This is a genomic window from Alcaligenes sp. SORT26 (genome assembly GCF_017377875.1).
GTDB lineage: Bacteria > Pseudomonadota > Gammaproteobacteria > Burkholderiales > Burkholderiaceae_B > Alcaligenes > Alcaligenes parafaecalis.
Map to the genome: position 1 here is coordinate 1110314 of NZ_CP070975.1, position 22515 is coordinate 1132828.

Annotated in this window: 25 protein-coding genes; 8 read left to right on the forward strand and 17 right to left on the reverse strand. The window is 55.5% G+C overall.

Translation table 11 applies throughout. The annotated features are described in order from the left end of the window. The first annotated feature begins 76 nt into the window (after positions 1-76). A complete protein-coding gene (plsY, locus tag JYG33_RS05195; protein WP_207874964.1) occupies positions 77-718 on the forward strand; it encodes a glycerol-3-phosphate 1-O-acyltransferase PlsY in 642 nt (213 codons plus the stop codon). 3 nt (positions 719-721) lie between these two features. On the opposite strand, the gene tsaD is transcribed toward plsY, so the two are convergent. Next, entirely contained in the window at positions 722-1780 is a 1059-nt protein-coding gene (tsaD, locus tag JYG33_RS05200) for a tRNA (adenosine(37)-N6)-threonylcarbamoyltransferase complex transferase subunit TsaD (protein WP_207874965.1), read from the reverse strand. Positions 1781-1967: 187 nt separating this feature from the next. On the opposite strand from tsaD, the gene JYG33_RS05205 reads away from it, so the two are divergent. Beyond that, positions 1968-3260 (forward strand): NCS2 family permease, encoded by a 1293-nt coding sequence (locus JYG33_RS05205; protein ID WP_207874966.1) that lies wholly within the window; start codon positions 1968-1970, stop codon positions 3258-3260. Positions 3261-3380: 120 nt separating this feature from the next. After that, entirely contained in the window at positions 3381-3761 is a 381-nt protein-coding gene (gene trxA, locus JYG33_RS05210; protein WP_207874967.1) for a thioredoxin, read from the forward strand. Positions 3762-3825: 64 nt separating this feature from the next. On the opposite strand, the gene JYG33_RS05215 is transcribed toward trxA, so the two are convergent. The 6 genes from JYG33_RS05215 to tadA form a co-directional block, all read right to left on the reverse strand. Beyond that, the gene (locus tag JYG33_RS05215; protein WP_207874968.1) at positions 3826-4089 is read right to left on the reverse strand and encodes a DUF2024 family protein; all 264 of its coding nucleotides are present in this window, start codon (positions 4087-4089) and stop codon (positions 3826-3828) included. Positions 4090-4113: 24 nt separating this feature from the next. Then, positions 4114-4656, reverse strand: coding sequence for a redoxin family protein (locus JYG33_RS05220; protein ID WP_207874969.1), 543 nt, complete (start codon positions 4654-4656; stop codon positions 4114-4116). 210 nt (positions 4657-4866) lie between these two features. Next, on the reverse strand, positions 4867-5463 hold the full coding sequence (locus tag JYG33_RS05225; RefSeq protein WP_207874970.1) for a YigZ family protein: 597 nt from the start codon (positions 5461-5463) through the stop codon (positions 4867-4869). Positions 5464-5471: 8 nt separating this feature from the next. Further along, a complete protein-coding gene (locus tag JYG33_RS05230) occupies positions 5472-7070 on the reverse strand; it encodes an ABC-F family ATPase (protein ID WP_207874971.1) in 1599 nt (532 codons plus the stop codon). A gap of 63 nt (positions 7071-7133) precedes the next feature. Then, entirely contained in the window at positions 7134-8096 is a 963-nt protein-coding gene (locus tag JYG33_RS05235; protein ID WP_207874972.1) for an LD-carboxypeptidase, read from the reverse strand. A 39-nt stretch (positions 8097-8135) separates the two neighbouring features. Continuing rightward, positions 8136-8684: a tRNA adenosine(34) deaminase TadA gene (gene tadA / locus JYG33_RS05240; protein ID WP_207874973.1), complete on the reverse strand. Its 549-nt coding sequence runs from the start codon at positions 8682-8684 to the stop codon at positions 8136-8138. 61 nt (positions 8685-8745) lie between these two features. On the opposite strand from tadA, the gene JYG33_RS05245 reads away from it, so the two are divergent. Further along, positions 8746-9690, forward strand: a complete 945-nt coding sequence (locus JYG33_RS05245; RefSeq protein WP_207874974.1) for an ABC transporter ATP-binding protein — start codon at positions 8746-8748, stop codon at positions 9688-9690. Then, positions 9687-10448, forward strand: a complete 762-nt coding sequence (locus JYG33_RS05250) for an ABC transporter permease (RefSeq protein WP_207874975.1) — start codon at positions 9687-9689, stop codon at positions 10446-10448. Before JYG33_RS05245 ends, JYG33_RS05250 begins: the two co-directional genes overlap by 4 nt. A gap of 88 nt (positions 10449-10536) precedes the next feature. On the opposite strand, the gene JYG33_RS05255 is transcribed toward JYG33_RS05250, so the two are convergent. From JYG33_RS05255 to JYG33_RS05265, 3 genes are all read right to left on the reverse strand, one after another. Next, positions 10537-11034 carry a GNAT family N-acetyltransferase gene (locus tag JYG33_RS05255; RefSeq protein ID WP_207875738.1) on the reverse strand — a complete coding sequence of 166 codons (498 nt, stop codon included), beginning with the start codon at positions 11032-11034 and terminating at the stop codon, positions 10537-10539. Between the two features lie 69 nt (positions 11035-11103). Beyond that, positions 11104-11589: a YajQ family cyclic di-GMP-binding protein gene (locus tag JYG33_RS05260; RefSeq protein ID WP_108727566.1), complete on the reverse strand. Its 486-nt coding sequence runs from the start codon at positions 11587-11589 to the stop codon at positions 11104-11106. A gap of 74 nt (positions 11590-11663) precedes the next feature. Then, positions 11664-13316, reverse strand: a complete 1653-nt coding sequence (locus JYG33_RS05265) for an acyl-CoA synthetase (protein WP_207874976.1) — start codon at positions 13314-13316, stop codon at positions 11664-11666. Positions 13317-13515: 199 nt separating this feature from the next. Here JYG33_RS05265 and crcB point away from each other — a divergent pair, with 199 nt between their 5' ends. Continuing rightward, the gene (gene crcB, locus JYG33_RS05270) at positions 13516-13902 is read left to right on the forward strand and encodes a fluoride efflux transporter CrcB (RefSeq protein ID WP_207874977.1); all 387 of its coding nucleotides are present in this window, start codon (positions 13516-13518) and stop codon (positions 13900-13902) included. Beyond that, positions 13899-14651 (forward strand): glutamine amidotransferase, encoded by a 753-nt coding sequence (locus JYG33_RS05275; protein ID WP_207874978.1) that lies wholly within the window; start codon positions 13899-13901, stop codon positions 14649-14651. Before crcB ends, JYG33_RS05275 begins: the two co-directional genes overlap by 4 nt. On the opposite strand, the gene JYG33_RS05280 is transcribed toward JYG33_RS05275, so the two are convergent. Further along, positions 14600-15427 carry a helix-turn-helix transcriptional regulator gene (locus JYG33_RS05280; RefSeq protein ID WP_207874979.1) on the reverse strand — a complete coding sequence of 276 codons (828 nt, stop codon included), beginning with the start codon at positions 15425-15427 and terminating at the stop codon, positions 14600-14602. The genes JYG33_RS05275 and JYG33_RS05280 overlap by 52 nt on opposite strands. A gap of 85 nt (positions 15428-15512) precedes the next feature. On the opposite strand from JYG33_RS05280, the gene JYG33_RS05285 reads away from it, so the two are divergent. After that, positions 15513-16517, forward strand: a complete 1005-nt coding sequence (locus JYG33_RS05285; protein ID WP_207875739.1) for a bile acid:sodium symporter family protein — start codon at positions 15513-15515, stop codon at positions 16515-16517. 149 nt (positions 16518-16666) lie between these two features. Here the strand turns inward: JYG33_RS05285 and JYG33_RS05290 are convergent, their stop codons facing one another. The 6 genes from JYG33_RS05290 to truA all read right to left on the reverse strand — a co-directional run bounded on the left by JYG33_RS05290 (position 16667) and on the right by truA (position 22506). After that, positions 16667-17149 carry an urea amidohydrolase gene (locus tag JYG33_RS05290; RefSeq protein WP_243430278.1) on the reverse strand — a complete coding sequence of 161 codons (483 nt, stop codon included), beginning with the start codon at positions 17147-17149 and terminating at the stop codon, positions 16667-16669. Between the two features lie 426 nt (positions 17150-17575). Beyond that, on the reverse strand, positions 17576-18391 hold the full coding sequence (locus JYG33_RS05295; RefSeq protein WP_207874980.1) for a TlpA disulfide reductase family protein: 816 nt from the start codon (positions 18389-18391) through the stop codon (positions 17576-17578). A gap of 92 nt (positions 18392-18483) precedes the next feature. Continuing rightward, positions 18484-19152 carry a phosphoribosylanthranilate isomerase gene (locus tag JYG33_RS05300; RefSeq protein ID WP_207874981.1) on the reverse strand — a complete coding sequence of 223 codons (669 nt, stop codon included), beginning with the start codon at positions 19150-19152 and terminating at the stop codon, positions 18484-18486. A 59-nt stretch (positions 19153-19211) separates the two neighbouring features. Then, complete coding sequence (locus JYG33_RS05305; protein ID WP_207874982.1) at positions 19212-20885, reverse strand: TRAP transporter large permease subunit; 1674 nt, start codon at positions 20883-20885, stop codon at positions 19212-19214. Positions 20886-20887: 2 nt separating this feature from the next. Then, a complete protein-coding gene (locus tag JYG33_RS05310) occupies positions 20888-21505 on the reverse strand; it encodes a TRAP transporter small permease subunit (protein ID WP_207874983.1) in 618 nt (205 codons plus the stop codon). Positions 21506-21690: 185 nt separating this feature from the next. Next, the gene (truA, locus tag JYG33_RS05315; RefSeq protein ID WP_207874984.1) at positions 21691-22506 is read right to left on the reverse strand and encodes a tRNA pseudouridine(38-40) synthase TruA; all 816 of its coding nucleotides are present in this window, start codon (positions 22504-22506) and stop codon (positions 21691-21693) included. Positions 22507-22515: the final 9 nt, after the last annotated feature.

The window sequence follows — 22515 nt, forward strand, 5'->3', positions numbered from 1 at the left end:
TTGTACCCGCTGCCTTTGGTATTTTGCTGCAAGGCCGGTAGAATCCGCGCAACAATAATTGTGGAGCTCAATCCTCATGAACGCCGTTTCTTTCGCTGTGGCCGCCCCGCTTGTCGCCCTCTTGTCCTATTTGCTGGGATCACTGCCGTTTGCCGTAATCGTCAGCAAGATCATGGGCTTGCAAGACCCTCGCACCTTTGGTTCGAAAAATCCGGGAGCCACTAATGTACTACGTAGCGGCAATAAAAAAGCAGCCATTCTGACCTTGTTGGGCGATGCCTTCAAAGGCTGGCTGGCTGTCTTTCTAACCCAACAAGCGATCAGCCTTTGGGGATGGCCCGTCAGCTTGCTGGGTATCAGCGCTTTCTTTGCCTTTCTGGGCCATCTCTACCCTGTCTTTCTAGGCTTCAAGGGTGGCAAGGGCGTGGCGACGGCCATAGGCGTCATCCTGGCCCTGCTGCCCTGGCTGGCTTTAGCAACGGTAGCCACCTGGCTGATTATTGCCTATGTCAGCCGCTACTCGTCCCTGGCGGCTATCATCAGTGCCATTTTCGTCCCCTTGTTTTACCTGCTGGGTGCCAAGGTCGCCTGGCCCATGAATGCGTCAATTGCCACGGCCTTTGTTCTGATCAGCGCCTTCTTGCTATGGCGTCACCAGGAAAACATCCGTCGCCTGATGACCGGCACAGAAAGCAAGATTGGCTCCAAAAAGAAGTAGGCCCTAGGACTCTTGCTGGGATACAGGCTGATTCACACAGGCCAAATCCCAGCGGGGCCGGATGGCAAAGCCATGGCTGCTGTCATCCAGGCTTGCTAATCCATGCTTGACCCGCATCGCCGCCGCAAACGCAATCATGGCACCGTTATCGGTACAGAATTCCAGCGGCGGAAAAAACACCTCGCCCTTCAAACGTGCCACGGCTTTTTGCAAATAAGCACGCAAGTGGCGGTTGGCACCCACACCTCCGGCCACCACCAGACGCTTCAAGCCCGTTTGCTTCAAGGCCTTGATAGCTTTAGCGGCCAGCACATCCACAATAGCGGCTTCGGTGGCAGCGGCCAGATCAGCACGTTGCTGTTCAGAAATCCCGCCCTCTTCCGCTTCCAGCTTGCGCAAGCGTGTCAGCACGGCTGTTTTCAAGCCACTAAAGCTGAAGTCCAGATCCTTGCTATGCAACATGGGGCGCGGCAGATCGTAGACGGTGGCGTCGCCCTGCTCGGCCAGACGCGACAAGGCCGGGCCACCGGGATAGCCCAGCCCCATCAGTTTGGCGCTTTTATCGAAGGCCTCACCGGCGGCATCGTCCAGCGTCTCACCCAACAGTTCGTACTGGCCCACTCCATCCACCCGCATCAACTGCGTATGGCCACCCGAGACCAGCAGGGCCACAAATGGAAACTCCGGGCGCGGCTCGGCCAATAAAGGCGAGAGCAAATGACCTTCCAGGTGATGAATGGCAATGGTCGGTTTCTTCAACGACCAGGCAATCGATTGCGCCACACTGGCTCCCACCAGCAAGGCCCCGGCCAAACCTGGGCCTGCGGTGTAGGCGATAGCATCGACCTGATCCAACTGCATATTGCAAGAAGCCAACACCTGCCGCGTCAACGGCAACACCCGGCGGATATGGTCGCGGGATGCCAGTTCAGGCACCACTCCACCGTATTCACGGTGCATGGCAATCTGGCTGTGCAAGGCATGGGCCAAGAGCCCATGTTCCGTACTAACCAGCGCAACGCCGGTTTCATCGCAGGAACTTTCAAATCCAAGAATATTCATGGCGCTATTTTAGCCTGCTGTATTGGGGAAAATAGGAATTTATCCCCTTGCGTGAATAAGCTGATAGTGTCTGGGTTGTGCCGATACATCGCGACAAAGGGGGGCGACGCAGTGGCACAGTCGTGGTTAAAATCCCGCATCGATAATTTCACGCTCCGATCGCCTAATAATCACAAGGAGGCTGCCCATGTTTGAACGTCTCTTCAAACTCTCTGAGCATGGCACCAACGTTCGTACCGAGGTTCTGGCGGGTATCACTACCTTCCTGACCATGTCCTACATTATTTTTGTGAATCCAGACATCCTGTCGTCCACAGGAATGGATCGCAATGCCATTTTTGTAGCCACCTGCTTGGCCGCTGCTCTGGGCACCTTCATCATGGCCTTTGTGGCCAACTGGCCTATCGGCATGGCGCCGGGCATGGGCCTGAACGCCTTCTTTGCCTTCACCGTTGTCGCCACCCTGGGCTATACCTGGCAGCAGGCCCTGGGCGCGGTCTTTATTTCCGGCGTGATCTTCCTGATTCTGACGGTAACCGGCATCCGGTCCTGGCTAATTCGGGGTATCCCCAAATCCCTGCAAAGCGCGATTGCAGCCGGTATTGGCATGTTCCTGGGCCTGATCGCCCTGATGAACTCGGGCATTGTGGTCGCCCACCCTGCCACCAAGATTGGTCTGGGTGATCTGACGCAACCCGCTGCGCTGTACGCGATTCTGGGCTTCTTTATTATTGCCGCCCTGGATGCGCTGAAAGTACGTGGTGCCATTCTGATCGGTATTCTGGCGGTGACTATTCTGTCCATGCTGACCGGGCATAGTGCCTTTGGCGGCGTGGTCTCCACCCCTCCTTCGCTGATGCCCACCTTCATGCAACTGGACATCATGGGTGCCCTGCACACCGGTTTTGTCCACGTGATTCTGGTTCTGGTTCTGGTCGAAGTGTTTGACGCCACCGGCACCATGATCGGGGTAGCCAAACGTGCCCGCCTGATCGAAGAAGGCAAACCCAACCGTCTGGGCCGAGCCCTTCTGGCTGACAGTACCGCCATTGTGGCCGGTTCCATGCTGGGTACCAGCAGCACCACCGCCTATGTGGAAAGCGCCTCGGGTGTGCAAGCGGGTGGGCGCACCGGTCTGACCGCACTGACGATTGGCGTGCTGTTCTTGCTGGCGCTGTTCTTCTCGCCGCTGGCCGCCACAGTTCCCGGTTACGCCACGGCTCCTGCCTTGCTGTACGTGGCTTGCCTGATGATGCGTGAAATCACCGAAGTGAAATGGGACGACATGACCGAGGCTGTACCTGCTGCCCTGGCTGCCTTCACCATGCCCTTCACCTACTCGATTGCGAACGGTCTGGCCTTCGGCTTTATCAGCTACGTGATCCTGAAACTGGCAACCGGCCGCTGGCGCAGTATCCACCTGGCCACACTGATTGTCGCCATCTTGTTTGTGATCAAGTACGCAATCGCTACGGAATGAAAAACCCTACAGCAAACTGGTTTGGCGCTTTAGGGCTGTCTGGAAAGCGAGTACACTAATTACATGTTTAACAAAGCGGCTGAGCATCATCAGCCGCTTTTTTATTGCGGAGGCTCCCCCATGAGCATCGTCGAACTGAACGAAGAAACATTCCAGGCTGCGGTAGAAGACGGCAAGCCCCTGATCATCGATTTCTGGGCTCCCTGGTGCGGTCCATGCCGCCAATTTGCTCCCGTCTTTGACGCAGCCGCCGCCAAACACCCAGGCGTCACCTTTGGCAAGGTCAACACGGAAGAAGAGCAGGAACTGAGCGCTGGCCTGCGCATTCGCTCCATTCCTACGCTGATGGTTTTCCGTGAGAACGTCTTGCTGTTCTCGCAAGCCGGTGCCTTGTCGGCCGCCCAACTGGACGATCTGATCGAACAAGTCCAGGCCGTGGACATGGAAAAGGTTCACGCTGAAATTGCAGCCCAGCAAAATCAGCAGCCTGACCAGGCTTGATTAGTCCGGTTTCAGAAAAAACGCCAGACAGACTGTCTGGCGTTTTTTTATGCCTGAAGCTGATTTACTCGCAGTTTTCCAGCTCGATAATGGCAAAACCACTACGCTTGATTTCGTTCTCTACCGGCGCGGAAGCCATTTCGGTATGGCAAAAGCGGCATTCGCGGGACGTGAAACTTTCCACATTCACCCCTTTGGCCGCCAGATAGCGTTGACCATAGCTCAAGACCTTGTCCATATCCTTGGCCTCATCGCTGACCAAAATATCAAAGTGCATGCGACGCCCATCGGGACGCACGACATAGGTATCAAACACAGCAATCTTCATGACACACCCTTTTCAGCAAAAAACTTAATAGGTACACCGTGGTCCACCAGCCTGGGTTCCATCCATCCCGACAGCGGCTTGCACGGTTTCCTGACTCTTGTCCTGAGCGCTTGTTTGACGGGCAATGAGCTGGCCCACAAACGCGCCTAGACGCAAATCATCCAGATGACCTAGCTCCTTCAAGGCCAACTTGCCGTCCCGATCAAAAATGATGGTGGAAGGCGTGCCGCCCAAGCCCCACTCCTTCATGGTGCGCGGCAAGGGGCCGCTCTCGGAGGCCTGATCAATGGCAATGGGGAAATTCAGCCGATACTCGTGGGCGAACACCTGCAAGGCGGCGGGGCCCATGACATCGTGATGTTCGAACACGCTGTGCAGACCGATGATGCGCAAATCATCCCGCGAAAACAGCGTGTCCAATTGCTTGGCTTGCGGCAGGCTATTGATAACGCAGCCGGGACAGAGCATCTGAAACGCGGTGACCACCACCACGCGGCCACGCAAGGACGCCAAACTTAATGGCGCGGCAGTATTAAGCCACTGACTGGCATAGATCTCGTAAGACATGGCAGACACCCACAAGATGGACTAAACCCGATCATAAGCCCAAGTTTGATGTGGGCTTGGAAGGAATCAAAGATGGGTAGTATGGCCATGTACTGGACGGCGCAGAGGGACAATCGTCTGGGAAAGATACCTTTTCGTCCAGGTACGCTTATCTGAATGAGGACATACGAACAGGTCCATTGCAGACCTGCTTCTTGAATAGTGGACGATTCAGGCTTGTTCCAGGGGCTCGCACTCGCCCTGGCCACGCGTCATATTGATAAAAGCCTGCTGAAACTCGGCTTTATGCTCGACTGGCAAATTCAAAATCCAGGCCACGCCTTCACCGTCGAACTGTTCGTCCTGAACCTGAACGCCAAAACCATCGAAACGGGATTGAACCAGCGCCAGATCCGCAAAGGAGCAACGGCATCGCAACGCGGCCATGGGAATCAGCTCCAGCTTGTCAGCCAGACGCAGGCATTGAGCGGCCACGCCCCCATAGGCACGTACCAGACCACCCGTTCCCAATTTGACGCCGCCAAACCAGCGAATCACCAGCACCGCGACCCGGTCGCAATCCTGCCCTTCTATGGCTTGCAAAATAGGACGCCCGGCCGTCCCGCCGGGCTCACCATCATCATTAAAGCGATATTCAGACCCGATTTTGTAGGCCCAGCAATTATGCGTGGCATCGGGTACACCCTGGGCTTGAAAAAAAGCCAAGGCTTGGCTGGCACTGTCTACCGGAGCAGCCAGTGCCAGAAAACGGCTTTTTTTGATGTCCTGCTCGAAGCGGGTGGGCTCACGCAGGGTAAAGACAGCCACCCTTAGCCTCAGTCCTGCTCGCGGCTGGCCAGGTAGTCTTCGTAGCCACCGCGGTAATCGATCAGGCGGCCTTCCGGCATCACTTCGATAATGCGGGTAGCCACACCAGACACGAATTCCCGGTCATGCGACACAAAGATCAAGGTGCCTTCAAACTTTTCCATGGCCATCTGCAAGGATTCAATCGATTCCATATCCAGGTGGTTGGTCGGTTCGTCCAGCAACATGACGTTGTGACGGCCCAGCATCAGACGCGAGAAGGTCATGCGGTTTTTCTCGCCACCAGACAGCACTTTCACGGGTTTGATGATGTCGTCAGCAGAGAACAGCATGCGGCCCAAGACCGAGCGCAAGGACTGATCGTCGTCGCCAGCCTGACGAAAACGGCTGACCCAGTCGAACACATTGTCTTCCGTGTCGAATTCGTTCGACACGTCCTGAGCCATGTAGCCGATATCAGCGTTTTCGGACCAGACGACCGAACCGCTATCCGGAGCAAGATTACCGGCCAGCAAACGCAGCAAGGTGGTTTTACCCACGCCGTTCGCACCCACAATGGCGATTTTCTCGCCCGCTTCAATCATGGCCGAGAAATTCTTGATGATGGGATGATCGTAGGACTTGCTCAAGCCCTCGATGGTGACAGCCAGGCGGTGCAGGACTTTTTTCTGCTCAAAGCGGATAAACGGGTTCTGACGCGAAGAGGGTTTTACCTCGATGGTGTCTGCTTTCAAGCGACCAATCTGTTTCAGACGCGAGGTTGCCTGACGGGACTTGGACTTGTTGGCAGCAAAACGACGCACAAAGTCCTGCAGTTCGCCAATACGCTCTTTAGCCTTGGAGTTGGCCGCCATGACGCGTTCGCGCGACTGCACCGAAGCCAGCATGTAGTCGTCGTAGTTGCCAGGGTAGACACGCAACTCGCCATAATCCAGGTCAGCCATGTGCGTACACACCTGGTTCAGGAAGTGACGATCGTGACTGATGATGATCATGGTGCTCTGGTAGCTATTGAGCACATCTTCCAGCCAACGAATGGTGTTGATGTCCAGGTTGTTGGTGGGCTCGTCCAGCAGCAGGACGTCGGGATTGGAGAACAGGGCCTGCGCCAGCAGCACACGCAGCTTCCAGCCCGGAGCCACTTCGCTCATGGGCAGTTGGTGCTGTTCGACCGGAATTTCCAGACCCATCAGCAATTCACCGGCGCGACTTTCGGCGGTATAGCCGTCGTACTCGGCAAAACGGGCCTCCAGCTCGGCGGCCTTCATATAGTCTTCTTCGGTGGCTTCCGGATTGTCGTAGATGGCATCACGCTCTTGCATGGTGCTCCACATTTCGGTGTGGCCCATCAATACCACGTCCAGCACACGCAGCTCTTCGTAGGCAAACTGGTCCTGACGCAGCTTGCCCAGACGCACGCCCGGGTCCAGCGATACATTACCCCCGCTTGGCTCCAGGTCGCCGCCAATGATTTTCATGAAGGTAGACTTGCCCGACCCGTTGGCACCAATCAGGCCATAACGGTTGCCTCCGCCCAGTTTGACACTGACGTTTTCAAATAAAGGCTTGGCACCAAACTGGATCGTTAAATTAGCGGTGGAGATCACGTAAACGTACTTTGAAAAAGGTTGAGTTCAACCCAGTAGTGTATCAAGCAGCCGGGAAATCCGTTAGTGCTCGTGCTCATCCAGGACCAGATAAGCCATGCCGTCCTCGGTGGCCAGGCCTACTTCCTTACCCACCGGCAGGCTGACTTTCACGTCCACATGCCCATAAGGCAGGCCCGTCACCACAGGAACCTTAACGGTTTCACGCAACCAGCGTATGACTGAATCCATGTCAAAGCCGTTATCGCTGGCGCCTGTTTTATAGGCGGTGAAACGCCCCAGAACGACCGCCATTTGGCGATTGAGCACACCTGCATGCCACAGTTGCGTCAACATGCGCTCGACCCGGTAGGGGGCTTCGCCCACGTCTTCCAGGAACAAGATACCGCCGTCGATATTGGGGAAGTACGGTGTGCCCAGCAAGGAGCAGACCAGGGCCAGATTGCCCCCCCACAGAATCCCGTGACCATCTACCGCATCCGAATCCTCAGACTCGAAACTGAACAGCTCCAGCTCGCCGCGCATCAATTCGCCAAACAGCTCGGTCGTCAGCTCATCCGTTTCGTCGCCGCCGAAATCGGCAATCGCGGTAGGGCCGGTGTAGCTGATCGCCCCCGTCTGAGCCAGCAAGGCCAGATTGAAGGCCGTGAAATCCGACATGCCGACAAAGCGTTTGCCGCTATCGGCCACTGCACGCCAGTCGATCTGGCCCAGAATGCGGCTCAAACCATAGCCTCCCCGCGTTGCCATCACGATGGGCTGGGGCTGCTGCAAAGCGCGCTGCACAGCGGCCAGACGCTGGGCGTCCGTTCCGGCAAAGCGCTCGTGCACCGCCAGAGCGTCCGGGTCTATGTCCACTGCAAAGCCCAACTGATTCAAGCGCTGGCTTGCCAGCTCCAGGCGTTTGGGTTCAAGGATCTGGCCGGAGGGCGAAAACAAGTAAATGCCCGAACTGTCCTGCTGCCCACAATGGCATTCGCCATGCTCGTGGTGATGATGGTGATGGTCGTGCTCGGGGCTGCTCATGATTAACCTTGAAAAGAAAGTGCTGCTATTTTAACGAGACTACGGGGCCTCATCCAGCGGGGATTGGACAGATTGAGCCTGCTTTTGCAACTTCTTCTGTTCGCGCCGCTCGCGAAAGAAATCACGCAAGGCCTGGGCGGCATCCTCGGCCATCAAACCACCCGACACGCGGGTGTGATGATTCAGAGTGGGATGCAAATGCAGGGACTCCACGCTGCCACAAACCCCGGTTTTAGGGTCGGCGGCGGCCCAGACCACACGCGACAAGCGGGCATGAAGCAAAGCGCCCAGACACATCATGCAAGGCTCCAGCGTCACGAACAAACTGGCACCGGGCAAGCGGTAATTACCCACTTTACGCGTCGCCGCCCGCAAGGCCACGATCTCGGCATGCTGGGTGGGATCGTGATCACAGACCGTGCGGTTCGAGCCCACGGACAGCAGCCTGCCATCCGCATCCAATAGTACGGCCCCTACCGGCACTTCCCCTATGCTTGCCGCCAGTTGAGCCTGCTCCAAGGCTAAAACCATAGCCTGAGCATCACTCAAAACGTCACTCTCTGTTTGCGGTGGTAAGCTAGTTGGCATCGTCAAATCCATTGCGTTATTCAAACCCTGTCGGCACAGCAAAAGGGTCATTTTACTGTCTATGCAGAACACTCCTGATTCCCACGCTATTTTGCGTGTTCGAGGCCTGAGCAAGCAATACGCAAACGGTCATCATGCCCTGCACTCTTTGGACCTGGATATTCGGCGAGGCGAGATTTTTGCCTTGCTCGGCTCCAATGGTGCAGGCAAAACCACACTGATCAGCATTATCTGCGGGCTGGTCAATCGCAGCAGCGGCACGGTGCTGGTTGACGGTGCCGACAATGTCGCCGACTACAAGCGCGCCCGCCAGAAAATTGGCCTGGTTCCGCAGGAGCTCAGCGCAGATTCGTTTGAAACGGTCTGGAATACCGTCAGCTTCAGCCGCGGCCTGTTTGGCAAAGCCCCCAACCCGGCGCTGATCGAGCAAATCCTGAAAGACCTGTCACTTTGGGATAAAAAAGACAGCCCCTTGATTACGCTCTCGGGCGGCATGAAACGCCGCGTGTTGATTGCCAAGGCGCTCTCGCACGAGCCGGAAATCCTGTTTCTGGACGAGCCTACCGCTGGCGTAGACGTCGCCTTGCGGCAAGGCATGTGGGCCTTGGTCAAAAGGCTGCGCAGCCAGGGCGTCACGATTATTTTGACCACGCACTATATAGAAGAAGCGCAGGAAATGGCCGACCGCATTGGCTTTATCAATAAAGGTTCGCTGCAATTGGTGGAAACCAAAGACAATCTGATGCGTCGCCTGGGCGGCAAGACCTTGAATCTGAGTCTGGCCGAACCCTTGGGCACCCTGCCCGCCTCGCTGGACGAACTGGGGCTGCAAACCACAGCCGACGGGATGAGCCTGCTCTACCCCTTGACCCAGCATGAACAGGAACATGATTTAAGCGCTTTGCTGGCCGCAATCGGTCAGGCAGGTTTGACGATTACCGACATCCATACCCGCGAGCGCAGTCTGGAAGATATTTATGTTGAATTTGTAGGGGCACAGTCATGAACTGGTACGCCATCCTGGCCATTTACCGCTACGAAATGTCGCGCACGCGTCGCACCCTGCTGCAAAGCATTGTCGCCCCCGTGATTTCCACGGCCTTGTACTTTGTGGTGTTCGGGGCGGCCATAGGCCATCGCATCAATGAAATCGGGGGGGTGCCCTACGGCGCCTTCATCGTGCCTGGGCTAACCATGCTGTCGGTGCTGACCCATAGCGTCTCCAATGCGGCCTTCGGAATTTACTTTCCGCGCTTTACCCGCAATATCTACGAGATTCTGTCTGCCCCTATTTCGCACTTTGAGGTGACTTTGGCCTTTGTCGGGGCCGCTGCCACGAAATCCCTGTTTTTAGCAGCCATCATTCTGGTGACAGCACGGCTGTTTGTGCCCTACGACATTGCGCACCCCATCTGGATGCTGTGTTTTCTGGCACTGACTGCGCTGACCTTCAGCCTCTTGGGCTTCATTATCGGTATCTGGGCCGATAACTTTGAAAAGCTGCAATTCGTGCCCATGCTGATTCTGACGCCACTGACCTTTTTGGGTGGCACTTTCTATTCCATCGATATGCTGCCCGAGTTCTGGCAAAAACTGACCTTGCTGAACCCGGTGCTATATCTGATCAGCGGGTTTAGATGGAGCTTTTTTGATCTTGGCGATGTGAATGTGTGGCTGAGCCTGGGCATGACGCTGCTATTTTTAAGCGTGTTTCTTGCCGTAGCGGGCTGGATCTTCAAAACGGGCTATAGATTGCGCCCGTAAGTAAAAAAGCCGGGATATTCCCGGCTTTTTTTTGGCGACTCGAACTGCAGACGCAAGAGCTGAAGCTTGGCTGTCCGGTAAGGACAACTCAATCAGGACGCACCACACAATCCATGAAACTGGCTTGCTCACCATACTGACGCAGCTTGGCTTCCAGCACGGGTTCAGGTACGCCTTCAATCGGCTTGTAACCCAGGCGCTGCCAATAACCCACTGCCGGGCCTAAAGACACCAGACTGCAACGGCGCAAACCGCGCTGCCAGGCATAGCGGCGACCAGCTTGCAACAAGGCTCCGGCCACACCACGCCCTTGCGCACGGCGCATGACCGCGCAGTCATGAATAAACCATTGGTCCGCAGGCGAAGGCAGGCTGTTCAGGGCATCGCCCAAAGACGGCGGCAAGAGCCCCGCCCAAGGATAGGACACCAAATAACCTTGCAATTGATTGTCGGCATCACGTGCCACCCAGCAGCTATCAGGCGCCAGATCCAGGCGGTTCTGATAAAAGCTGCGGTCCTCCAGAATATCTGTGTCGTACACATCGGCCTGGACTTCCAGTACCTGGCCCAGATCGTGCAAACGCATTAATTCAATTCGTAAATTCATAGCAGATACACGGCAGCGTCACGCCGCCACCGTGCCGTTTCACTCGGTTTAGTCGCGGAAGTTGTCGTACTGCAAAGGCAGTTCCACTTCGGTCTGTTTCAACAGAGCGATGGCAGCCTGCAAGTCATCCCGTTTCTTGCCAGTTACGCGCAGTTTTTCGCCTTGAATCTGCGTATCCACTTTCAGCTTGGCGTTCTTGATGGCGGCAATCAGTTTCTTGGACGTAGGCTGGTCCAGACCCTGTCGCACTTTCACCTTTTGACGCGCACCGGCCACATTTTCCAACACCTTCTCGGTGTCCAGGCAGCGCACATCAATACCGCGAGCCGCAATACGGCCACGCAGAATCTGCATCATCTGCTCCAACTGGAACACGCTGGGAGCCGATTGCAAAATGGTGTTTTCATCCTCAAGTTCAAATTTGGCATCCGTACCTTTGAAGTCAAAACGGGTAGCCAGCTCGCGGCTGGCTTGTTCGACTGCATTACGCAGTTCGTGAGTGTTGACCTCGGATACAACGTCAAAAGATGGCATTCCTAACCGTCCTGTACCTTAAGTGCAGACAGGCCGCCTAAAGCGACCTGTGTGCTTTTTAGAAAACGCTACGTTCAGTCCGAAGCGGCTTGCTTGGCCTGCTGACGCAGTGCGAATTTCTGTATTTTACCTGTTGCCGTTTTCGGCAACTCCATAAAACTGAAATGTCGCGGTATTTTAAAGCCAGCCAGGTACTGTCGGCAATGTGCCCGCAGTTCCTCGACCGTGACTTCCGCACCGGGACGCAGTTCCACATAAACATGGGGAGCTTCGCCCCAACGCTCGTCGGGCTGGGCTACCACAGCGGCAGCTTGCACGGCCGGATGGCGATACATGACGTCCTCAATCTCGATAGAGGAGATGTTCTCGCCCCCGGAAATAATGATGTCCTTGCTGCGATCCTTGATGCGCACATAACCGTCCGGCTCGCACACGGCCAGATCACCTGTGTGGAACCAGCCGCCACCCAGAGATTCTTCTGTAGCCTTGGCGTTCTTCAGGTAGCCCTTCATGGTGATGTTGCCACGGAACATGATCTCGCCCATGGTCTCACCGTCTGCTGGAACAGGTTCCATCGTGTGCGGGTCCAGAACCTGTACGCCCCCTTGCAGGTGGTAGCGCACCCCTTGGCGCGCATTGCGCTTGGCACGCTCCTGAATATCCAGCTCGCCCCACGGGGCATGCTGCGCACAGACCGAAGCGGGGCCATAGGTTTCTGTCAGGCCGTAAACGTGGGTCAGTGCAAAGCCCATGCGCTCCATGCCTTCGATCATCGTAGCCGGTGGTGCAGCGCCTGCCACCATGGCCGATACGCCCTTGGGCAGACGGGACTTCAAGGCTTCGTCAGAATTGACCAGCAGGGAATGCACGATAGGCGCGCCACAGTAGTGGGTGACGCCGTAATCGACCATATTGTCCACCATGGCCTGCGCTTCCACCTTGCGCAAACAGACGTTTACGCCCGCACGAGCGGCGACCACCCACGGGAACGTCCAGCCATTGCAATGAAACATGGGCAGGGTCCACAGATAGACCGCATGCTTGGGCATGTCCCATTCCAGGACGTTGGACAAGGCACCCAGATACGCGCCACGGTGGTGATAGACCACACCTTTGGGCTTGCCGGTTGTGCCGCTGGTGTAGTTCAGGGCAATGGCATCCCATTCATTGGCAGGCAATTGCCAGTCGTAATCAGGGTCACCACCATCTACAAATTCTTCATAGGTCTGCGAACCAACGCGCTCCGAGCCCGTGTCGAAGTAAGTATCGACCACGTCGATCACCAGAATAGGTTCTTTACTTTCGCGCAGGCTCAGCGCCTCTTTCATGACGGCGGCAAACTCGCTATCCACCAGCACGGCACGGGCTTCGCCGTGATCGAGCATATAGGCAATGGTGCTGGCATCCAGACGGGTATTCAAGGTGTTCAGCACGGCACCGCACATGGGCACGCCAAAGTGCGCCTGCACCATGGGAGGGGTATTGGGCAGCATCACGGCCACGGTATCGCCTTTGCCCACGCCTGCCTTGGACAGCGCACTGCCCAATTGGCGGGTACGGGCATAAAGCTGCGACCAGCTCATCTTGATGCCGTCTTGGGCGGGCCCGTAAACCAGAGCCGGGTAGTCAGGGTAGACAAAAGCACTGCGCTCGATGAAATCCAGCGGGGACAAAACACGATAATTGGCGTCTGTCTGGGGCAAATCCTGATCGTAAATACTCACCACAAAGTCTCCAAAAAAGGGCGGGCTAACCGAAATTCACGGCGGTCCGTCTGATAATTGCGCTCTTACATTAGCTGGCTACCGAGCTTTGGGCAAGGTCGCCTTTTCAGCTACAGAGGCGCATAATGACACGCTATCTAAGGTATATATCGCGACCGGCTGACTGCTCGCTGACAGTTTGCCCCCTACCTGAAGGCCCTCCATGCCCGTAGCCATGCTGTATATCGCCGCCGGTGGCGCCCTGGGCGCACTGGCGCGTTGGTTTTTAAGTCAGGCCTTGAATGCCCTGTTCCCTACCCTGCCCCCCGGTACTTTGCTGGCTAACTTGATTGGCGGCTATTTGATGGGTATCGCCATGGCCTATTTCAGCGGTCTGGGCCTGGGTCACGAAGGCTGGCGCATGTTTGTGATGACGGGCTTTCTGGGCGGCCTGACCACCTTTTCTACCTTCTCCGCCGAAATCATGACCTTGATGATGCAGCAGCGTTATCTCTGGGCCATGGGCGGTATTGCTATCCACGTTGTCGGCTCTCTGCTGATGCTTGGCCTGGGTATGGCGACGTGGAGTCTGTTGCGGGGACAAGCATGATGGACGTGCATTTTCTTCAAGCCGGTTCTCCTCCCCCGGATGTCGAACAGCGTTTTGGAAATCAGAACGCCTGGTTCAAGCGGGCCTTGCAGCCCTTGAATGTGAATGTCCATACCTGGCGCGTACATCAGGACAAGGCCTTGCCACCACCTGACTGCCCCGACCCGATTGTGATTAGCGGTTCCTGGAGCATGGTGACCGACCGGCTGGACTGGAGCGAGAATCTGGCCGCCTGGATTCGGGAGCGCTATCAGACCCAAATGCCTTTATTGGGTATTTGCTATGGGCATCAACTCATGGCCCACGCTTTGGGCGGGCGCGTGGATTACCATCCCAAAGGGGCCGAAGTCGGATATTTGCCCATTCAATTGACCGAGCAGGCTCATGAGCATGAGCTGCTGGCCAATCTGCCCATGCAGTTCCCTGCCCTGCTCACGCACCAGCAAAGCGTGCTGAGCTTGCCAGATCATGTTGAAATCCTGGGTAGTTCAACGCACGACCCGCATCAGATCCTGCGCTATGGCCCCTCGCAATGGTCAATCCAGTTTCACCCCGAATTCTTTGCGGGCCTGCTGCGTTACTGCGTGCTGCGTAAAGCGGAACACTGGAGGGCCCAGGGCATTGATCCCCAAACGCTGGCTGATCCTATTCAAGACACGCCCGACGCCCACCGTCTGCTCTGCAATTTTGTGCAGACTTATTCATCCAGCGGGCCCAATGGACGGCGAAAAAACTCGCCAGGCGTTTGACCCATCAAATCCCGAAAAGCGGCTACAAAGGCCGACATGCTTTCATAGCCACAGGCCAGCGCCACATCCGTCACACGCTCTTGCCGCTCCAGCAAGGGCAAGGCGCTCATGACTCGCAGGCGCTGACGCCACACACGGAACGTTAGCCCGGTTTGCTGGCGAAACAGACGGCTCAAGGTCTTTTCTGACAAGCCCTGCTGCTCTGCCAAATCCTGCAAACTCCAATCCCCGGCGGGGTGCGCCTGCAATTGCTCGCACACGTGCAATAGGCGTGGGTCCGAAGGCCAGGGCAGAATCAGGCCGCTTTCAGGTGCCGCCAAGAGCCGATCCAGCAAGACCTGCACCAGACGGCCTTGTGCACCCTCACGCTCGTACAGCACGGGCAACAGACTGAATTCACGAATCAGCTCGCGCAACAAGCGGTCCACCACAACCACCCGACACACTTCGGGCGCGGCAGGCAAAGCGCTGACATCAATATAAAGACTACGAATCTGGGCATCCGGTGAGCTACGTACCCCATGTTCGACGCCCGCAGGCACCCACACCGCCTGCTGAGGCGGCGCCATGAAGCGCCCACTGGCGGTGCGAACTTCAATCACTCCCGTCAGCGCATAAGAGAACTGCACCCAAGGATGTCGATGAGGGCGTGCAATCGCCTGATTGGGCAAGGTGCGTTCCTGACCATATAAAGGCCGTGGCAGATAACACAGTTGCCGCAAACTCTCTGGAATGTGCTCCGCAGGCATCAGAATGTCCGTTTGTCGATAATCCATATCCGTTTAACGATAAACCCCCAAAAAGGTCTACGGTAAAGTGAGGCCTTTCTTAACGCAAGCCTTTCAAGCCTTTAACAAACCCATGCTCTCTCAACTGCGACTGCTTTTTGACAACTTCACCCTGATCCTGATCAGCGTTGTGGCTCTGGCAAGTTTCTTTCCCGCCTACGGCCAAGGCGCGGTGATCTTTGATGTGATCACCGGCCTGGCCATTGCCCTGCTGTTCTTCATGCACGGCGCCAAGCTGTCCCGTGAAGCCATCATCGCCGGGGCCACCCACTGGCGTTTGCACCTGCTGGTCTTTGGCTGCACCTTTGTGATGTTCCCGCTGCTGGGTCTGCTGTCCAAGCCCCTCTTGTTGCCTTTGCTGGGCATGCCTTTGTTTATTGGCATTCTGTACATGTGTGCCCTGCCCGGCACGGTGCAATCGGCCATTGCCTTTACCTCGATTGCTCGTGGTAATGTCCCCGCCGCCATTTGCAGCGCCTCGGCCTCCAGCCTGATCGGTATTGTGCTCACCCCCGTCTTGCTCAAGCTGCTGCTGGATGCGGACGGTGGCTCGGCCACCTCCACCCTGGAAGCAATCAAAAAGATCAGCCTGCAGTTGTTGCTGCCTTTTGTGGTCGGCCACTTGATGCGCCCGCTGATTGGCAAATGGATGGATCGCAACCGCAAATGGCTGCGTAGCGTGGACCAGTCCTCTATTTTGCTTGTGGTCTACACCGCCTTCAGTGCCTCGGTCATCGGCGGTCTGTGGCAAGCCGTTCCACCCAAATCTCTGGCTATTTTGACGGTCGTCTGCATCGTCTTGCTGGCCATCATCCTGTTCCTGACAACCTGGCTGGCTCGCAAACTGGGCTTCAACAAAGAAGACGAAATTACGATTGTCTTCGGTGGTTCCAAAAAGAGTCTGGCAACGGGCGTACCGATGGCGCAAGTACTGTTTACCGGTGCCGCCATTGGCCCGGCCCTGCTGCCCATCATGATTTTCCACCAGATTCAATTGATGGCCTGCGCCTTTATCGCCAATCGCTATGCGCAGCGCCCGGAAACCCCGGAAGAAAAAATCAGCCTGCAAAAGGCCTGATAGCAAGGCAAATGAAAAAGGCCCGGTTTCCAGGAAACCGGGCCTTTTTTCTGATGGAGTACCAAAGCAAAACCGGCAGTTTGATTCGCTCCTGAAGGCAGCTTATTAGTCAGTCTTCAAGAGCCTTTCAATGGCCGGTTTCAGCTTATTTACAGATCCGATATGTACACAAAAATATTGGTGCCGTCGTACTTGAACGAGCCATCCGGATTCTTTTGATTCAGCACCTTGCGCAAATCCACGGGATGCAGCCACCCTGCCCCCAAGAGACCGCCATTGATCGCCCGGATCTCGGTGCCGCCAACGGCAATGGCTGCATGGAAAAACTGCATGCCAGTGACTCGACAAAAACCAATGGCTTTACCACCGGGCAAGGAGCTTTGCCCATCCCACTTCCTGCCTTTGGCGAAATTAAATAAAGGCAGCCAGTTCTGAGCGGATATGGACGTTAATTGTTCGTAAGTAATTTTGGCGTTATATAAATAACGCATATAAGCCGCAGCATCATAACAAACACCCTTCATATATGCCGTAATATCATCCGGCCCATGAATAAGGTGATTATCTGCGTAAATAATTCTATCGGGTGCTGAAAGTTTGGCGGTCTTCGTGCCTTTATCTGTCAAATTCATGGCTAAATCCTTATAAACAGATGAAAAACCTCGGCACATAGTAGCAATGAATATCGTGTTAAAACCTTTGAAAACCGCTATTTTGCGATTAAATTAAATAATCAAAAAACAGGACAGCACCTAATTAATAAAAAGAAAAACAAAAATAATTAAATTAATTATTAAAAAACCATTAACAGACTTATTAATCACAAATTAACAAGCCATACATTCTTAACAAGCATCCGCATAAAATCCCAAGCTCGACAACAGCCCAAGCGAAAAGAGCGTTGAAGAAGCTCCTGCTCCAACGCCCTACTCCATACGCTACAAATAAGGCCATACCGTCACACGGGGCGGCGGACCCGAGTATCAAGCCCTGGCTACACCAGCCCTATGCTCCTGGCTTGCATCGTCACAGTCTCGCTGACGCCAAACCCAATTTCCTTACTGCAACTTGTTGATCTTGTCATTCAAGGTCGCTGCCGATAGCTCCCCGGCCCGCACGTCCACCAAGCGACCTTGCTCGTCCAGAAACAGAGTCGTAGGCAAACCTCGGCTGCGCACAGCCTGGCCCAACTTCATTTGCGGGTCGCGCCACATATTGCCCAGCTCCAGATTTTCCTCGTTCAGGTATTGCTGAATCACCTTCAGTTCCTCACCCTGATTGGCGAACACAATATTCACATCGGAGCGGCTGGACTGGACTTGCTTGAAAGCGGGCATTTCACGGCGGCACGGTGGGCACCAACTCGCCCACAGGTTAACAACCGTAACCTTACCCTTGTAGAGATCCAGATTGTCAGGTGCGCTGAACTGCGCCTCCATGGGGATCAAATCAATTTCTGGCAAAGGCATGGCCGTTTCCACGCCCCCTCTGCCCGTCGCCACCATGATGAGCGAAAACGCGGCCACCCCCACCGCCAAACCACCCGCCGCGGCAGGCAGCACCGCCTTGTCACGCAGCACACGCCACAAGACATAGAACCAACCTGCTGTGACGGCCGCCGGAATCATCAGACCGCCGTCGCGCAGGTCCAGCCAGCTTAAAGGTTCACTCTGGTAAAACTCCCACTGCTGGATCAGGAAACCCAGACGGCCCACTACCACACCCAAAATAATGGCGCGCCATAGCACCGATTCAGCACGGGTTTGCTTGCGTCGATCCAGCCAGGCGGCCAGAAACAGCCCCAGTAATGCCGCGACCATAAACGCAAATAAAGGCGTGGCAAAGGTAAAGGGACCAAGCTGTATGCTTTGCATAAACATAAATCCTGACAAGACCAAATAAAAAGAAACCCGCCAAAAGCGGGTCGGGCCAATACCAACAGACAGCTTGAATGCTGAAAGATTCCCTAGCTCAGGGAAACACTGCTCAATACCTGCATGAATTGGCCCATTTTCGTATGGCATTTGATGCCAGGTTCCAGCTCTACACCACTGCTGACATCAATCGCATAAGGTCGGTGCAAAGCGACCCGCTCCGCCACATTGTCGATACGCATGCCCCCAGCTAGGACCAATGGAGGCAAACCATCCTGACCTTCCAGGCGAGCTTGCAGGCCCTGGATCAATTCCGGATCAAAAGCGGTACCCGTACCGCCATAGGCATCGTGATAACCATCCATCAGCCAGGCCCGTGCATCGCGGTACTTCAAACAATGCTCCAGCAAGCCTTCTACCGTATCCAGACCGGGTGCACCCACACGAAAGGCCTTAATGTAAGGATGCGCATACTGACGGCATTCTTCAGGGCTTTCCTCCCCGTGGAACTGCAATAAATCCGGCTGCACCTGTTCCAGAATTTCCTGCACAAATTCGGGCGACGCATTCACAAACAGACTAACTGCCTGCACAAACGCGGGAACGCGAGCCCGCAGAGCCACGGCCTGTTCGGTGCTAAGCATACGGGCGCTTTTGGGATAGAACACAAAGCCCACCGCGTCCGCACCTAATTGCACGGCAGCATCAATATCCTGCGCTCGGGTAAAGCCACAAATCTTGACTCGGGTACGGCTGAACATCACATATCCTCGAATAAAAAACGGGGGCTTGATGCCCCCGTGTGAATCATAAACCGACTTTATTGGAAACTGCTGGCGGCGTCATCCGTTCCAAATCCATAGCTGTCAGAACCATAGGTCGATTCTGTGCCGAACTGGATTTGAGAATCCTCCAAGAGGACTTCGCCATGCTTGTAGTGCGTGACCAGTCCGGGGAAGACCAGCACCGCCGCCACCATCAACAACTGAATGATAATGAATGGCACCGAGCCCCAGTAAATATCCGTTGTAGCCACCCGCTTGATGCGCTCGCCCGTCACCTTGTCGGTGTAGTCCTCTTTCGGGGCTACTGAGCGCAGGAAGAACAGGGCAAAGCCAAACGGTGGGTGCATGAAGGAGGTCTGCATATTGACCGCCAGCAAGACACCGAACCAGATCAGGTCAATCCCCATCTTGTCCGCAATCGGTCCCAGCAGCGGCACAATAATAAAGGCCAGCTCAAAGAAGTCCAGGAAGAAAGCCAGCAGGAAGGTCAGAATGCTGACGATGATCAGGAAGCCCCATTCACCGCCCGGCATGTCGATCAGCAGGTGCTCCACCCACAGGTCGCCATTGATGCCACGGAAGCTCAAGCTGAAGACCGTCGAACCCACCAGAATGAAGACCACAAAGCAGGACAAGCGCGTGGTCGACTCCATGGCCTGACGCAACAGCTTCCAGGACAGACGGCCACGCGACACGGCCATGATGATGGCACCAACAGCCCCCATCGCCCCGCCTTCAGTTGGCGTAGCTACACCAATAAAGATCGTACCCAGCACCAGGAAAATCAGGAACAGCGGCGGCACCATGACAAACACCACGCGCTCGGCAATCTTGGACAGCATTTTGAGCTTGAGCAGCTTGTTGATCAGTGCGATCACCCAGGCCGTCACCCCCCACAGCAAGAGCACCACCACCACGTGCTCATCCATAGGGATATTGGGGTGCGTGGCAAAGTAATGCTGCGAACCAAAGTACGCTACTGCGGTTGCCACCAGCGTCAACACGACCAGCGAGGTCAAACCGCGACTGCCGTTATCCTCAATATAGACACGTGCCTCTGGCGGCAAGGCCGGTGCCGATTTGGGTTTGATGTAGGACATCACCACGATGTAAAGAATATACACCGCAGTCAACAGCAAGCCCGGCAACATCGCGCCACGGTACATATCACCGATGGAGCGACCCAATTGGTCAGCCAGAATGATCAGCACGATAGACGGCGGAATAATCTGTGACAAGGTTCCGGAGGCCGCAATCACCCCTGTCGCCAGCCTTCGATCGTAGCCATAGCGCAGCATGATGGGCAGGGAAATCAGACCCATGGAAATAACGGAAGCCGACACCACCCCTGTCGTTGCAGCCAGCATGGCACCGACCAGCACCACCGCAATTGCCAGACCGCCACGCAAGGGGCCGAACAACTGTCCAATGGTATCGAGCAAGTCCTCCGCCATCCCTGATCGCTCAAGAATAAGCCCCATCAGGGTAAAGAAGGGAACCGCCAACAAGGTGTCGTTCTCGACAATGCCAAACACGCGCTGCGGTAAAGCCTGGAACAAGGCAGGCTGCATCATGCCCAGCTCAATGGCGACCAGTCCATACAGGACGCCGATGGCGGACAAGGTAAACGTAACCGGGAAACCCAACAGCAAAAACACGATCAGGTTAATAAACATGATCGGGGCCAGATTATCAATCAAGAATTCCATTGTTACTGGCCCTTGGAAACAGAGGTTGTTGCTTCATTTGCCTGGGCAATCTCGCGGATTTCCTGGGCAAGCTGTTCTTCGGCACTGAGACCACCCGAGGCCTGCAAAGGATTGGGGCAAGCGCCACGCAAAAAGCCTATGCATTTGATCAGGTGAGAAACACCCGCCAGGGCCAATAAGAAAAACCCGACAGGAATCAATAACTTGACCGGCCAACGTATCATCCCCCCGGTATTGGAGGAGAGCTCGTTCAGCACATAGGATTGCTCAAAGAAAGGAATGGAGAGCCAGAAGATAAGCAGCGTGGCTGGTAGAAGGAAAAAGATCACGCCGATAATATCGATCCAGACCTGTACCCGGGGCGGGAATCGTTCCGCCAGGGCATCCACCCGCACGTGCTCATTGACAAAGAAGGTGTAACCGGCAGCCAGCAAGAAAATTGCACCGAACAAATACCACTGCAATTCAAGCCAGTAGTTCGAGCTGACGCCAAATACTTTGCGCACGATGGCGTTAATTGCACTGACCAACACCACGATCAGGGTTAGCCAGGTCACGGACTTACCAACGACCGTATTCAGACGGTCGATCAAACTAGACAATCGTAAGAAGAATTTCATGGCCTTGCTCAGGATATGGTCGCCTTCTGGATTCGCTTGTGGCTAATGCCCGAAGGTGGTCGGCCTTATACAGATAAGAATGTAATAAAGAAAATGGCCTCACATTTTATACGATTGAAGCATGTGAAGCCGGTTCGAATACCGGGGATAAACCCTTTAGAAACGGGCTAAATCATCATTTTTTTTCAGGCCGTTTCACCAAAGCGCAATCCGCTCAATTCATAGAGCAAATCATAGGGATTGCTGGTGGGGATACCAAACTGCTCGGGATAATCCACCCCGGCCAGATACAGGCCGCTGGCATCAAAGGTGGGAGCCGATAAACGGCGGTCCCGCTGAGCCAGTAAATGCAGCACCCAGGATGGGGGCTGGCGTCCTTGCCCGATATAAATCAGCATGCCCATCAGATTGCGAATCATGTGATGCAAAAAGGCATTGGCGCTGAACCGGAACAGGAAAAAATCGCCCTGCTGTTCAATGTGAATCTGCGACATGGTGCGCACCGGACTGGCCGCCTGGCATTGCGAGGAACGAAAAGCACTGAAGTCATGCTCGCCCACCAGATGCTGGGCAGCCTCTTGCATCAACGCCAGATCCAGAGGTCGATACACCCAGGCCACGCGTCCCTGCAACAAGGGGGAGCGCACCCGATGCTGGCGCAACAGGTACACGTAGTGACGGCCCTGGGCCGAGAAGCGCGCGTGGAAGTCGTCGGACACTTCTTGCGCCCATTGCACCGCAATGGAATCCGGCAACAAGGCATTGAGGCCACGCACCCAGGACTCCAGGCTGCGTTCTGCAGCCGTGTCCAGGTGAACCACTTGATTTAAGGCATGAACGCCGGTGTCAGTGCGACCGGCGCAGATCGTAGAAACAGGCTGGGCCGTAAAACGGCCCAGTGCCTGCTCCAGAACATCTTGAACGGTGTTGCCACCGGCCTGACTTTGCCAACCCAGCCAGGATGTCCCTTCATAGCAGACACCCAGTGCGATACGTCTCATGGTGGGTTT

Coding starts and splice junctions, on each gene's coding strand:
- tadA (WP_207874973.1), bottom strand. CDS start 8,684: ATGCCAACTAGCTTACCACCGCAAACAGAGAGTGACGTTTTGAGTGAT.
- JYG33_RS05250 (WP_207874975.1), top strand. CDS start 9,687: ATGAACTGGTACGCCATCCTGGCCATTTACCGCTACGAAATGTCGCGC.
- tsaD (WP_207874965.1), bottom strand. CDS start 1,780: ATGAATATTCTTGGATTTGAAAGTTCCTGCGATGAAACCGGCGTTGCG.
- JYG33_RS05220 (WP_207874969.1), bottom strand. CDS start 4,656: ATGTCTTACGAGATCTATGCCAGTCAGTGGCTTAATACTGCCGCGCCA.
- JYG33_RS05305 (WP_207874982.1), bottom strand. CDS start 20,885: ATGGAATTCTTGATTGATAATCTGGCCCCGATCATGTTTATTAACCTG.
- JYG33_RS05260 (WP_108727566.1), bottom strand. CDS start 11,589: ATGCCATCTTTTGACGTTGTATCCGAGGTCAACACTCACGAACTGCGT.
- JYG33_RS05280 (WP_207874979.1), bottom strand. CDS start 15,427: ATGGATTATCGACAAACGGACATTCTGATGCCTGCGGAGCACATTCCA.
- crcB (WP_207874977.1), top strand. CDS start 13,516: ATGCCCGTAGCCATGCTGTATATCGCCGCCGGTGGCGCCCTGGGCGCA.
- truA (WP_207874984.1), bottom strand. CDS start 22,506: ATGAGACGTATCGCACTGGGTGTCTGCTATGAAGGGACATCCTGGCTG.
- JYG33_RS05215 (WP_207874968.1), bottom strand. CDS start 4,089: ATGAAGATTGCTGTGTTTGATACCTATGTCGTGCGTCCCGATGGGCGT.
- trxA (WP_207874967.1), top strand. CDS start 3,381: ATGAGCATCGTCGAACTGAACGAAGAAACATTCCAGGCTGCGGTAGAA.
- JYG33_RS05290 (WP_243430278.1), bottom strand. CDS start 17,149: ATGAATTTGACAGATAAAGGCACGAAGACCGCCAAACTTTCAGCACCC.
- JYG33_RS05255 (WP_207875738.1), bottom strand. CDS start 11,034: ATGCGTTTGCACGATCTGGGCCAGGTACTGGAAGTCCAGGCCGATGTG.
- JYG33_RS05245 (WP_207874974.1), top strand. CDS start 8,746: ATGCAGAACACTCCTGATTCCCACGCTATTTTGCGTGTTCGAGGCCTG.
- plsY (WP_207874964.1), top strand. CDS start 77: ATGAACGCCGTTTCTTTCGCTGTGGCCGCCCCGCTTGTCGCCCTCTTG.
- JYG33_RS05300 (WP_207874981.1), bottom strand. CDS start 19,152: ATGTTCAGCCGTACCCGAGTCAAGATTTGTGGCTTTACCCGAGCGCAG.
- JYG33_RS05205 (WP_207874966.1), top strand. CDS start 1,968: ATGTTTGAACGTCTCTTCAAACTCTCTGAGCATGGCACCAACGTTCGT.
- JYG33_RS05235 (WP_207874972.1), bottom strand. CDS start 8,096: ATGAGCAGCCCCGAGCACGACCATCACCATCATCACCACGAGCATGGC.
- JYG33_RS05295 (WP_207874980.1), bottom strand. CDS start 18,391: ATGCAAAGCATACAGCTTGGTCCCTTTACCTTTGCCACGCCTTTATTT.
- JYG33_RS05275 (WP_207874978.1), top strand. CDS start 13,899: ATGATGGACGTGCATTTTCTTCAAGCCGGTTCTCCTCCCCCGGATGTC.
- JYG33_RS05285 (WP_207875739.1), top strand. CDS start 15,513: ATGCTCTCTCAACTGCGACTGCTTTTTGACAACTTCACCCTGATCCTG.
- JYG33_RS05310 (WP_207874983.1), bottom strand. CDS start 21,505: ATGAAATTCTTCTTACGATTGTCTAGTTTGATCGACCGTCTGAATACG.